Source organism: Pseudomonas sp. B7 (genome assembly GCF_016735645.1).
Classification (GTDB): Bacteria; Pseudomonadota; Gammaproteobacteria; order Pseudomonadales; family Pseudomonadaceae; genus Aquipseudomonas; species Aquipseudomonas glycinae.
The window spans coordinates 101,120-113,556 of sequence record NZ_JAERRE010000006.1 but is presented as its reverse complement, the minus strand read 5'-3'; the positions used below and the strand labels follow the sequence as shown (position 1 = coordinate 113,556).

General features: G+C 56.5%; 8 protein-coding genes. 5 read left to right on the top strand and 3 right to left on the bottom strand.

The window, feature by feature from the left end; translation table 11 throughout:
• Positions 1-98 precede the first annotated feature (98 nt).
• From JKA62_RS15270 to JKA62_RS15255, 4 genes are all read left to right on the top strand, one after another.
• On the top strand, positions 99-1,256 hold the full coding sequence (locus JKA62_RS15270) for an efflux RND transporter periplasmic adaptor subunit (RefSeq protein WP_011334302.1): 1,158 nt from the start codon (positions 99-101) through the stop codon (positions 1,254-1,256).
• Positions 1,257-1,271: 15 nt separating this feature from the next.
• On the top strand, positions 1,272-4,370 hold the full coding sequence (locus JKA62_RS15265) for an efflux RND transporter permease subunit (protein ID WP_201818488.1): 3,099 nt from the start codon (positions 1,272-1,274) through the stop codon (positions 4,368-4,370).
• Between the two features lie 79 nt (positions 4,371-4,449).
• The gene (locus JKA62_RS15260; RefSeq protein ID WP_011334304.1) at positions 4,450-5,091 is read left to right on the top strand and encodes a DUF1345 domain-containing protein; all 642 of its coding nucleotides are present in this window, start codon (positions 4,450-4,452) and stop codon (positions 5,089-5,091) included.
• Positions 5,092-5,252: 161 nt separating this feature from the next.
• Positions 5,253-5,735, top strand: a complete 483-nt coding sequence (locus tag JKA62_RS15255; RefSeq protein ID WP_041475285.1) for a hypothetical protein — start codon at positions 5,253-5,255, stop codon at positions 5,733-5,735.
• A 76-nt stretch (positions 5,736-5,811) separates the two neighbouring features.
• On the opposite strand, the gene JKA62_RS15250 is transcribed toward JKA62_RS15255, so the two are convergent.
• The 3 genes from JKA62_RS15250 to JKA62_RS15240 all read right to left on the bottom strand — a co-directional run bounded on the left by JKA62_RS15250 (position 5,812) and on the right by JKA62_RS15240 (position 11,151).
• Positions 5,812-8,055 (bottom strand): autotransporter outer membrane beta-barrel domain-containing protein, encoded by a 2,244-nt coding sequence (locus tag JKA62_RS15250; RefSeq protein WP_201818486.1) that lies wholly within the window; start codon positions 8,053-8,055, stop codon positions 5,812-5,814.
• A gap of 202 nt (positions 8,056-8,257) precedes the next feature.
• The gene (locus JKA62_RS15245) at positions 8,258-10,255 is read right to left on the bottom strand and encodes a hypothetical protein (protein WP_201818485.1); all 1,998 of its coding nucleotides are present in this window, start codon (positions 10,253-10,255) and stop codon (positions 8,258-8,260) included.
• A gap of 92 nt (positions 10,256-10,347) precedes the next feature.
• Entirely contained in the window at positions 10,348-11,151 is an 804-nt protein-coding gene (locus JKA62_RS15240; RefSeq protein ID WP_111539367.1) for a hypothetical protein, read from the bottom strand.
• A gap of 223 nt (positions 11,152-11,374) precedes the next feature.
• Here JKA62_RS15240 and JKA62_RS15235 point away from each other — a divergent pair, with 223 nt between their 5' ends.
• Entirely contained in the window at positions 11,375-12,400 is a 1,026-nt protein-coding gene (locus tag JKA62_RS15235) for a LacI family DNA-binding transcriptional regulator (RefSeq protein WP_201818484.1), read from the top strand.
• Positions 12,401-12,437: the final 37 nt, after the last annotated feature.

The window sequence follows — 12,437 nt, the reverse complement described above, 5'->3', positions numbered from 1 at the left end:
GCAAAACCCTTACACAATTTCACACAGCACCTACAAAGCTTCACCGCTACCCTCGGCGACTGTCCGTAGGATGCGCAGATCAATATTGGGGGTTGTACATGTCGAAGAATCTGCTGGCCGGGCTCGGCCTGATCGCATTGGCGCTGACGCTGAGTGCCTGTGATAAATCCTCGAACGCCGAGGAACAGGCGCCGCCGGCCACCGTGCGGATCGAAACCCTTGAGGCGCGCCCCCTGTCGATCAGCAGCGAACTGAGCGGGCGGATTGCCGCCCCGCGCATCGCCGAAGTCCGCGCCCGGGTCGCCGGCGTAGTGCTGCAACGCACCTACCGCGAAGGCAGCGACGTGAAAAAGGGCGACGTGCTGTTCCGTATCGATCCGGCGCCGTTCAAGGCTGACCTCGATAGCGCCGAAGCGGCCCTGCGCAAGGCCGAGGCAAACGCGTTCCAGGCAAAACTTCAGGAACAGCGCTACGCCCAGTTGATCGACGACAAGGCCATCAGCGCTCAGGATTACGACAACGCCCGCGCCAACGCCCGGCAGACCGCCGCCGATGTTGCCGCCAACAAGGCAGCCGTCGAGCGGGCGAAGCTGAACCTCGGTTACGCCACCGTCACCGCGCCGATTTCCGGGCGCGTCGGGCGTGCCCTGGTGACTGAAGGTGCGCTGGTCGGCCAGAACGAAACCACGCCCATGGCGCTGATCCAGCAGCTGAACCCGATCCACGCCGACCTCACCCAGTCGACCCGCGAACTCAACGAGTTGCGCAGGGCATTCCGTTCCGGCCAGTTGCAGCAGGTCGGCCAGGATCAGGTCAAGGCCACGCTGATCCAGGACGATGGCAGCCTCTATCCGCTGCCGGGCAAATTGCTGTTCAGCGATATCACGGTCGATCCGGGCACCGGACAAATCATTTTGCGCAGCGAGTTCCCCAATCCGGATCTCGATCTGTTGCCGGGCAGCTACGTTCGCGTGCGTCTGGAGCAAGGCGTGATCCAGCATGGCCTGACCGTGCCACAACGCGCGGTACAACGTGACAGCGCCGGTGTGGCGCAGGTCCTGACGGTCGACGACCAGATGCGCGTTGCCCAGCAGCCAGTGCAGCTCGGCGCGGTACAGAACGACCGCTGGATCGTCACCGGCGGCCTCAAGGCCGGCGACCGCATTGTCATCGAAGGCCTGCAACACGCCCGTCCGGGCGAAGTGGTGCAGATCGACGACACCCCTCTTCCACTTGCCCAGACCTCTGGTCAGTAAGCAGGACGCTCTTCTATGCCGCAGTTCTTTATCGACCGCCCGGTGTTCGCCTGGGTCGTCGCGTTGTTCATCCTGTTGGCCGGTGCGCTGGCCATCCCGCAATTGCCGGTGGCGCAGTACCCCGACGTCGCGCCGCCGCAGATCGAAATCTATGCCGTGTACCCCGGCGCCTCGGCGCAGACCGTCGACGAAAGCGTGGTCAGCCTGATCGAGGAAGAGCTCAACGGCGCCGATCACCTGTTGTATTTCGAATCCCAGAGCAGCCTGGGTAGCGCCACGATCAAGGCGACGTTCCAGCCGGGCACCAACCCGGAGCTGGCGCAGGTTGATGTGCAGAATCGCCTGAAAGTAGTCGAGTCGCGCCTGCCGCAAGCGGTCAATCAGCAAGGTTTGCAGGTGGAGAAAGTCTCCGCCGGTTTTCTGCTGCTGATCACTTTGACTTCCAGTGACGGCAAGCTCGACGACGTGGCGCTCAGCGATTACCTGGCGCGCAACGTGATGAACGAGATCAAACGCATCGACGGCGTCGGCAAGGCCCAGCTGTACGGCGCCGAGCGGGCGATGCGGATCTGGGTCGACCCGCAGAAGCTGATCGGTTTCAACCTGACGCCGGCCGACGTCAACGCCGCCATCGTCGCGCAGAACGCCCAGGTCTCGGCGGGCAGCATCGGCGATCTGCCGAACCCGAGCACTCAGGAAATCACCGCGACAATACTGGTCAAGGGTCAGCTTTCGACGCCCGAAGAATTTGCCGACATCGTGCTCAAGGCCAATCCGGACGGTTCCACCGTGCGCATCAAGGATGTGGCGCGGGTCGAGATCGGCAGCCAGGAATACCAGTTCGGCACCCGTCTTAACGGCAAGCCGTCCACCGCCGTCGGTGTACAACTGTCGCCGGGCGCCAACGCCCTCAGCACCGCGACCTTGATCCGGGCAAAGATGGATGAGCTGTCGCGCTACTTCCCGGCCGGCGTGGAATACAAGATCCCCTACGACACGTCGCCATTCGTGAAGGTCTCGATCACCAAAGTGATCTATACCCTCGGCGAAGCGATGCTGCTGGTGTTCGCGGTGATGTTCCTGTTCCTGCAGAACATCCGCTACACACTGATTCCGACGCTGGTGGTGCCGGTGGCGTTGATGGGTACTTTTGCGACGATGCTGGCGCTGGGTTTCTCGATCAACGTGCTGACCATGTTCGGCATGGTGCTGGCCATCGGCATTCTGGTGGACGACGCCATCGTGGTGGTAGAGAACGTCGAACGGATCATGGCCACCGAAGGCCTTTCACCGAAAGAGGCAACGCGCAAGGCGATGAGCCAGATCACCGGCGCGATCATCGGCATTACCCTGGTGCTGGTGGCGGTGTTCATTCCGATGGCGTTCATGCAGGGCTCGGTGGGCGTCATCTATCGGCAGTTCTCGTTGTCGATGGCGACTTCGATCCTGTTTTCGGCATTCCTCGCCCTGACCTTGACCCCGGCACTGTGCGCCACTTTGCTCAAGCCGATTGCCAAGGGTGAACATCACGAGAAAACCGGGTTCTTCGGCTGGTTCAACCGCCGATTCGAACAATTGACGGATCGTTATCAGGGCTGGGTCGGTTACGCACTGAAACGCACCGGTCGCTATCTACTGATTTACGTTGTGCTGCTGGTGGGTCTGGGCCTGTGCTTCGCGCGCCTGCCCTCCTCGTTCCTGCCGGTCGAGGATCAGGGTTACACCATCACCGACATTCAACTGCCACCCGGCGCGAGCAAGAACCGTACGGTGCAGGTGGTCGAGCAGATCGAAGCGCACAACGCCGGCGAACCGGGTGTTGGCGACAGCACGGTGATTCTCGGTTTCAGCTTCTCCGGCAGCGGGCAGAACGCCGCGCTGGCGTTCACCACGCTCAAGGACTGGTCGCATCGCGGCAGCGACGACTCGGCAAGTTCGATTGCCGACCGCGCCAACATTGCCCTCAGCCAGATCAAGGACGCAGTGGCCTTCGCCGTGCTGCCGCCGCCGGTGGATGGCCTCGGCACATCCAGCGGCTTCGAGTTCCGCCTGCAGGATCGCGGCGGCCTCGGTCATGCGACCTTGATGGAGGCGCGCACCCAACTGCTGGAAGCCGCCGAGAAAAGCCCGATCCTGATGAACGTGCGTGAAAGTGCATTGGCCGAAGCGCCGCAAGTGCAGCTGGAAGTGGACCGCAAGCAGGCCAGCGCCTTGGGGGTTTCGTTCGCCGATGTTGGCAACGTGCTGTCCACTGCCATTGGCTCTTCGTACGTCAACGACTTCCCCAATCAGGGGCGGATGCAACGGGTTGTCGTGCAGGCCGAAGGCGACCGTCGAAGTCAGGTCGATGACTTGCTGAAGATGCACGTGCGCAACGACGCCGGGAAAATGGTGCCGCTGTCGGCATTCGTGCGAGCCACATGGACTCAAGGCCCGGCGCAGCTGACCCGTTACAACGGCTACCCGGCGATCTCGATTTCCGGCGAGCCGAAACCCGGCCACAGCACCGGCGAAGCCATGGCGGAAATCGAACGGCTGGTGGCCCAGGGACCGAAAGGTCTGGGTCAGGAATGGACCGGTTTGTCGCTGCAGGAGCGTTTGTCCGGCAGTCAGGCACCGATTCTGCTCGGGCTGTCGCTGTTGATCGTGTTCTTGTGTCTGGCGGCATTGTACGAGAGCTGGTCGATTCCGACTTCCGTGCTACTCGTCGTACCGCTCGGTGTTCTCGGCGCGGTGCTGGCGGTGACCTTGCGCGGGATGCCCAACGATGTGTTCTTCAAGGTTGGCCTGATCACCATCATCGGCCTGTCGGCGAAAAACGCGATCCTGATCATCGAGTTTGCCAAGAGCCTGTATGACGAAGGTCATGACCTGATTGATGCCACGCTGCAAGCGGCCCGTCTGCGGTTGAGGCCGATTGTCATGACTTCGCTGGCGTTCATTCTGGGTGTGGTGCCGCTGGCGATTGCCACCGGCGCGAGTTCGGCGAGCCAGCAAGCGATTGGCACCGGGGTGATTGGCGGGATGATTACCGCGACACTGGCGGTGATTTTCGTACCGGTGTTCTTCGTAGTCGTGATCAAACTTGTGCGCAGGTTCGCCAAGCCTGATTGATAGAGCGCTCCCGGCGCGGTGGCCACAGGTCGCCGCGCTGGGCTAAGGTGTCTGAACCACCCTGGCCCATCGAGTCCCCATGCGCTTCCTCGCCCGCACCCACCCTCGCCTGTCTGCCGCTGCTTTGTTTGGGCTTGCCGTCGGCCTGCTCACACCCGCCGACTCCGTCATCAGCAAAATCCTCATCGGCTGGAATGCCGGGATCTGGACGTACCTGATCCTGATGCTTTGGCTGACCATCCGCGCCAAAGCGCCGGACGTCAAACGCATCGCCGAAGTCGAGGATGAAAATGCCGGGCTGGTGCTGTTCGTCGTCTGTATCGCCGCTTTGGCCAGCCTGGCGACCATTACTGTCGAACTGGCTGGCAGCAAGGACCTGGAAACCACCCGAAAACTCCTGCACTACGGTTTTACCGCATTGACCGTGATTGGCTCATGGCTGCTGATCGGGGTGATCTTCTGCGTCCACTACGCCCGTCTGTTTTACACCTGGGACGGCAAGGAGCCGGCGCTACGCTTTTCCGAAGGCCTGACGACACCCGATTACTGGGACTTTCTGTACTTCTCGTTCACCATCGGCGTCGCTGTGCAGACGGCAGATGTCGGCGTGGCCACGCGAGAGATCCGCAAGATCGTGCTGGCACAGTCGTTGATCGGGTTTGTGTTCAACACGGCGATTCTCGGGTTCTCGATCAACATTGCGGCAGGGTTGTTTGGTTGACAAAAAATACTGCATGAACAGCACTCATGCTTCACCTTTTCCGACGTTTGTAAACTGTCAGGTATGACAGTTTACAAACGTCGGTCTTAAGCGCTCTGATAGGGAATCCGGGAAGTTCCATTACCTGGATATCCAATGTCATCAATGCAGAGACAACTTTTATGAAAAATATCAAAAGCATGGCCAAGGCCGGTAATTGCTCTGGAACCGTTGGCACTGACAAACCCTTCAATGCCCAACTGGTCGAGCTGACATCAAAAGTATTTCCCCCTCCATTTGGTACAGCTTTGGTCATGTTTGCCAGGCATCGAGAACCACACCCGAGCTACAAGACAAAAGAAATCCATATTTCGTTCGGTAGAAGTTTGGCGAATGATGAATACATTGTCACGCCAGAGTCCAATCAGGTTCGTATCACCTTTGTCGACAACACTTTATCGACAGAGCCTTTGATTTATTCGCAGAAAAGCGGAGTCGCAACGTTGGCATTTGACAATGAAGAAGGCATTTTTTCGGGAAAATTGACAAATATCGTACTGCTGAATCAGGACGAAGATGACTTAGAGCTGCTGGTCAACCTGGATTTCAGTGCGCAGGGTAATGTCTATATCGCAGGACTCAAAAAGAATTTGAAGGTTGCTTGAGACGCATGAATATTGGCACGCAATAAAAAAGGAAGCATTGGCTTCCTTTTTTATTGATCTCTTATTACAGCGTTATCTAGAAGTTATAACGGGCACCGATGTTCAAGCCTATTGGCCGCTCTATATTTTTCCCGTTGCTGTAGTCCGCATCAAAGTGCACCTGCAGGCGGTCGGTCATGGCAATTGCCACGCCAACGGCCAGTTCACCTCGACTCCCCGACAAATCATTGTTGAATTCATTGTTGTTGACCTTGACCTCATTGTTTTTCGCGAACTCGTGCGCCATCGCGACACGGGCGTAGGGTTGAACTTTCAAATCGCGTTCGAGCGCAAATGTGCGTCCCACGGTCATGCCGGCCTCGCCCAGGAGTGATCGAGTACGGTCGCCATCGGCTTGCATGTCGTTATCCAGGGAAAAATGCTTGCCCTCAATGACCACGCCGGACCACTTGGTGTAGGGCTCAATGAAAACACCATCTTCCAGTTTGATGCGCCGCCCCAGCTCGACTGAACCACCCAATCCCGTGTTGTCGTAATCGCCCTTGGCCCTGCCACCGTCACTCAAGCCGACTTTTGCGTCGTTGCGAAAGCGGTTCACCTTGAGTACAGCATCAACGTAATAACCGCTGAGCGGGTCAATCCAGGTGAGGTAGGTTCCCAGATAATTGCTTGTAACCGTGCCGGAAGTGCCGCCATCCAGGTTCAGATCCGATTTGCTGTGCCCTGCCATCACGCCGATCAGCCATTGTCCGTCTCCAAATGGCAGTGGAGTATCAGCGCCTAACGTAAAACCCTGCTGGGTTTGCTGGTAGCCGACACCTGAGGCATCGGCGACATTGTATTTATTGCCATAGGTACGCCCCCACGCACCACCTTGCCCACCGTTGAAACGCAACTCGCCCATGCGCGAATGCAGTGAGGCAAGTTCGCCATACCACACGGTTGGCGCAGTTTTAAATAGCGCCAACACCGAACGCGTTCCAGGGCTGACCGTTTTGGTTGTGGGATCAAGAACCCAGTCATTGCCGTTTTTTTCCAGACCGTATGAGTAGGTGCCAAGGTCGACAGGATGATTTATGAAGAACTCTGCATCGCCCCCGGCAGTCTGCACCACCCTGATCGGTTGACCGGCCGCCGGATCGACACCGGAACTGCTGATTGCGAGCTCATGGCGCCCCGTCGCTGTCCCCGTCACATTCAGCAAGTCTGTCTGACCCGTGGCGAAGTCAGTGCCCAACTCGAAATGGCCAGTTCCCGCCAGTTGCCCGACGTTTAATTGATAAAAAGCATTGTCAGCGCCGAAGCGCACGGTGCCACCGTTCAAAGTAAGGTTTTCAATCTGGCCATCGCCCACCAGAACCCAACGAGATGTGTCGTTGATGGTTGCATGAGAAACGTTTTCCAAACGCCCGGTCAGCGCCGAGTTGTTTTGCAATACCAATTCAGCCGTGCTGCCAGCTTCATTGATGACATTGCCATTCAAGGTACTGTTATTCACCGTCATCGAGGCCGTTGCACCGCCCCGTACATCCAGTATCGTGCCGTTGCCTGCCAACAGATTCGCATTGTCCAGAGTGATGGTCGCTCTGGACGATCCAGCGTTGGCGAAGTCGACCAGAATGGCGGAGCCCGTTACGCCTTCAACGGTTGTCTTGGTAAGGGTCAGTGTCGCAGGCTGAACGGAGTTACCGTCCAGACCAATGATTACGCCGTTTTGTCCTCCTATGATTGTGCTGTCCGTTGCCGTTGCCTGACCGCTCGCCAGGCGCACCCCATAACTGCTGGCACCCGTTGCCTGAAGGGTTGAGTCGACAATATCCAGACGACTGAACGCGCTAACCAATGCGCCGCCCGTCACGCCGGTTATAACGCTTTTGCCGCTTACGGTGGCAGTCGATCCGGTCAGGGTACTTGCGTCACGCACAACCTGAAGCCCGACACGATTACCATTGATCGTGCTGTTTTTGATGCTGCCATCGCTGTTGACAAGTGTCACCGCTGCCAAACCACTTGCACCTGAAACGTTCGCGCCGCTCAGATTGACTTGTGAACCATTGCGGGCAGCAATTTGTTGAGTATTACCCGAATTGACATTGAGGACTGAAGCATCCGTGTTGATAAACAAGGTGTCAGCACCATTGACATTCAAGGTTGCATTGGAACTGAGCGTCCAGTCCTCGGGAGTGCCTCCAGTAATCGTTGTAGTCCCTCCGATCAGATTTCCTCCGATGGCGATTTGCGAAAACGGAGCTAGAAACGATGAAAGCACTAGCCCCCAACGGATATCGCGTAGACGTACATTCGATATTTTTCTTTGCATAGTGAACACCTGTTATTTAAAACGAGCCACGGGGAAAGGGCCATGAAAACGAGGGTCGCTAAGCTAGCTTGAAGTAGCGTAGATTTATGTAGGATTAATCTCTTTCTTTGTCGGAAAAACCCACCATAAAACTTTTATGCGGTGAACAAAGTAACAGCAGACAGCACGCCCGGCTCCCCGGCCGCACTGTCTGCCGCCCGCTTTAAGGTGCGGGGTAAACTTCGTCACAGTATTGTCCTTCGCTGTTAGTCAGCAGGATGAAATGCTGCGCTTTTGCTGAATCGGGAGTCGGTGTTGTGCCCGTACGAGTAATGGTATAAGACAGCACTCCGTTGGCCCGGTTGGCTGGTTTGAAGTGTGTTTCATACACACCAATGTCAATGGTTGCGCCTGCATCTGGATAAGGATCAGGTACGTCTAGCTGTGCTGTAGTGTCCGTCCCTGGAACCAGTACCGGAGGAGTGGCATCAGTATACGCAGCGAAACTCAACGTAATTTTCTCGCCAGAAACGGTGTAGGCACTTTTCGGAATGATGACGCGCAAGTTCCGGCGAGAAGTTCCGTCACCGGTGCCCCAGTTCAATGTTGTACAACCGATTCTTTTCAGTGGGCCAGCAAGATTTTGCACTTCAGGTGCCGGTGTCTGGATTGGAAACGCAGCAACAGGAATATCTTTTGGAGTACAGGAAATCGGGTTGGGATTGTTATCACTATGAAGTATCCAGTGGACAGGTTTGGTGCCTGGACCGTGAGTGAATATAGTGTTCCAGGGTAAAGTCGCCTCTAGCGTTGTGCCCTCATCACCGCCCCGCAGCTCGAAGGTTTTGACCAACTCATTGTCATAGTAGATCGTAGCTTTCCAACCTTCTTCGGCAGGAGGGGCCGTGAACAGTTCTACGGAAAGTGTCGCATCATTCCCGTAGTCCGACTCCTCTACCTTGTCTGTACTACCGCCCGCAAACTGCAGTACAGGTTTCTCAAGAACAGGGTTGACCGGATTGGGCTCATCGGGATTGACGGGGCCGAAGTAGAAGATGTTGACAAGGGTCGTGTCCTTGTTGCCACCAATATATCGATTGCCTCTGAACATGGCATACCTGAACTCGGTTACTTCATCACCGTCGGTATTGCCGTATACCTTCTTGATCTTGTCATAGGGTACATCCCAGGTCAGCTTTCCACCGACGGCGCCACTGACGGGTTTCTCACCCAACTCCTCACTACCCCAATAAGCCGCCAAGGTGTCTGTTGGCGCATTCGGAACAGGCACTTCGGCCTCAAGAGTAACGCCCACACTGCAGTCGCCCAGATCAATCAGGTCGTCTGCAGCCAGTGGCACGACCGGAATATCAAACTCCGTCGGATCGGCAATCCGTCTGATTTCACGGGAGACGGGATTCGAGTTTTTTCCCTCGTTACCGGCAAGGTCCCGTACTTTATAGATAACCGTGTTACTACCCTCTTCAGCGTCAACGTAAGTCTTGATGGGTATCGTAAATTCACGGGAAGCAGGCAAGGTGACTTTAACTACCGGCTCGTCACGCACCGTATCCGGAGCCTTGCCAAACCAGGCCCACAATTCGTCCGTGGCGTGATAATTGTCGTAAGCCGCAGCAGTCAACACGATACCGCCCGGATTATCCGCGATAACCTTTTCATCGATGACACTGCCCGGCGGGATGGAGGCCGGATAATTGGCCGCCTTGGGAGAAAGATTGGAAGCCGGGTTTTTGACTCTGTAAGGCGGCGTCCGGTCAATGGCGTATGTCTTAATCAGCGAATTGCCTTGGTTGACCGCGCCGTACCAGTAGATATATTGAACTTCGTATTCTGTTGGAGCCTCCGGTGTCGTTTTTTCGGTCATCCATGGCGTTAACGGAATGGTTTTTGGCAAAGGCCACTTGCGTTCGGCAATCGGCCCCAGCGCTTGCATGGGTTCGATGTCGCTCCAAAGGGTTGTGCCTTTTTCGCGAATTTTGAACTCGATCAAATCATCTTTATCTTCTGGTTCAGTTGGCTTTGGGATCGTGTACTCAAGTGGTGCGGAAAGCGCTGACACCGGAATACGCAAGTCGCCGCCAGGCAGCGTTTGCGCAGGAATGTCGACGGCTGGAGGATCTGCGAACACTCCAACTGCGCCATAACTTTTCTGAAGTAAAACCCTCCTGGACAATATAGCCTTTTCAACCCGACTGTTCATTTTAAAACTCCCGCTATTAAATTAATCAAGACGTGATATTTTCGATTACTGCTTCCCAACAGTGCTGCTCAAAACTCACTTATCGTCAAACTTCAAGGGCCGCAGGGCATTTCTTGACCTGGCAGAATTCTGTCAATTTTTACCAGTGCGACCTCGGACGTTCCTACTAGTCGGCTTCCACGAAACATTCGATAAATGACGGTGGCTGAGGATTCCCTCTCCATGGGTTCTATATGTACATCGTAGGGCTCCACCAAGAGCGGATATCCTTCACGAATGTCCTTGTCAGTCAGACTATTCCGTACATTTCCCCATCTCGCGCCAACGATCTCCGGGCCGCTGCCATTTAGCGAAGAGTACCCTCGCCAGGTCACTTCACATCGATCGCCTGTTCTAAATAAAGTTAATGGCGGAACATGAATATGTATGCCTTCCCAAATCGGCGGAGTGGTTTGGCAGTGGTAGTAACCCCAAATATCGGTATTCAAAAATTTGGCACCTTCCAGATCGACCGCTACAGGCGTGCGATCAATCGTCAGGTTCCGCCGCTGTGATTTGGATGGATTATCGGCCGTGTCTAAAAGGTCATACCAGAGTTCTCCGACGCCATCATTCAACAAGTGCTCGGGGCCGATATGTATCCTGAACTCAGGCCGCATATCTTCGGGTCGGTAGATGTTCTGGATTTTTACCGGGGTTTGACCGGGCTGCTCAAAGTTCACAGTCAGAATATCCCGCTCCCCGGGATCGGTGGCCGGCTCTTTCCAGAGGGGGACGACAACGTCAATCCCCGTGCGGAGTAACTCGAGCGGAATCCATCCCTCCGGATCGATTGCCGGATCTTCTACGCCGTCGACCTGCGGCGGATCGAAATCCAACGGACCACTTGAGATCACGAGCAATCCCCCTCTTGAACATGGCTGAATGTCAGATATTGCATTGACTGGACGCTGACCAGATTAAGCGCCGTGTCGAAGCGATCGCCAACTGTCAGATCTGACAGGTCTTTCTACCGTCGGTCGGTTTTCTTTGTGGGGAAGCGGTTTTTCTGGCTTGACGAGGAGTCGAGAAACGGGTCTCCTGAAACCGGTTTCATGACATAAAAACAAGGTTCACCCTATGAACGACTTCTCCGCCGCCCAGCGCAGCCGCGTCACCATGCTCGACGTCGCCGAACACGCCGGTGTGTCCAAGGCCAGCGTCTCGCGCTTTATCGGCGATGACCGCGCCCTGCTCTCCGATGCCATTGCCCAGCGCATCGAGCAGGCGATTGCCGAACTCGGCTATCGCCCCAATCAAATGGCTCGAGGCCTGAAACGCGGACGCACCCGACTGATCGGCATGCTGGTGGCCGATATCCGCAACCCTTATTCGATTGCCGTGATGCACGGGGTGGAAACCGCCTGCCGCCGACATGGCTATAGCCTGGTGGTGTGCAACACCGACCGCGATGACGAGCAGGAACGCCAGCACCTGGCGCTGTTGCGCTCGTACAACATCGAAGGGCTGATCGTGAACACCTTGGGCCACCACCGGGATGAACTGGATGAGCTGAAGCGGGAAATGCCACTGGTGCTGGTGGATCGCAAGGTCGATGGGCTGGACAGCGACATGGTCGGTTTGAACAACCCGCGAGCCATCGAGCTGGCGATGGAACATCTTGAGCAACGCGGCTATCGCGATGTGCTGTTGGTGACGGAACCTTATGACGGCACCAGTTCGCGGATCGAGCGGGTCAGCAGTTTTCAGCAGCAGGTTGGCCAGCGCAAAAGCATGAATGGTGCGGTGCTGGAAACCGGCCCAAGCCTTGCGAACGATCTTCAAACCTTTTTAGACACACCTGATTCGGGCCCTAAAGCCCTGTTCTGCGCCAATGGCGTGGCGGCGCTGGCTTGCACCCGGGCCCTGCGCGAGATCGGCTGCCGGTTGTTTGAGGATGTCGGGATGATCGCGCTGGATGATCTGGATTGGTATCCGTTGGTAGGTAGCGGGATCACCGCCCTCGCTCAGCCTACAAAGGAGATTGGGGCGCGGGCGTTTGAGTGTTTGCTCAAGCGGTTGCGTGGGGATGATGAAGTCGCGCGAACTCTGGATTTTGCACCGATGCTGATCGAGCGCGGCTCAACGCTCAGCAAGGCGGAATAAGACCCTACGGGGCCACCAAAAAATTTTTGAACAAAAT

What these genes read in the sequence shown, in the direction of transcription:
- JKA62_RS15270 (WP_011334302.1), top strand. Translation starts at nt 99, where the DNA reads ATGTCGAAGAATCTGCTGGCCGGGCTCGGCCTGATCGCATTGGCGCTG.
- JKA62_RS15265 (WP_201818488.1), top strand. Translation starts at nt 1,272, where the DNA reads ATGCCGCAGTTCTTTATCGACCGCCCGGTGTTCGCCTGGGTCGTCGCG.
- JKA62_RS15260 (WP_011334304.1), top strand. Translation starts at nt 4,450, where the DNA reads ATGCGCTTCCTCGCCCGCACCCACCCTCGCCTGTCTGCCGCTGCTTTG.
- JKA62_RS15255 (WP_041475285.1), top strand. Translation starts at nt 5,253, where the DNA reads ATGAAAAATATCAAAAGCATGGCCAAGGCCGGTAATTGCTCTGGAACC.
- JKA62_RS15250 (WP_201818486.1), bottom strand. Translation starts at nt 8,055, where the DNA reads ATGCAAAGAAAAATATCGAATGTACGTCTACGCGATATCCGTTGGGGG.
- JKA62_RS15245 (WP_201818485.1), bottom strand. Translation starts at nt 10,255, where the DNA reads ATGAACAGTCGGGTTGAAAAGGCTATATTGTCCAGGAGGGTTTTACTT.
- JKA62_RS15235 (WP_201818484.1), top strand. Translation starts at nt 11,375, where the DNA reads ATGAACGACTTCTCCGCCGCCCAGCGCAGCCGCGTCACCATGCTCGAC.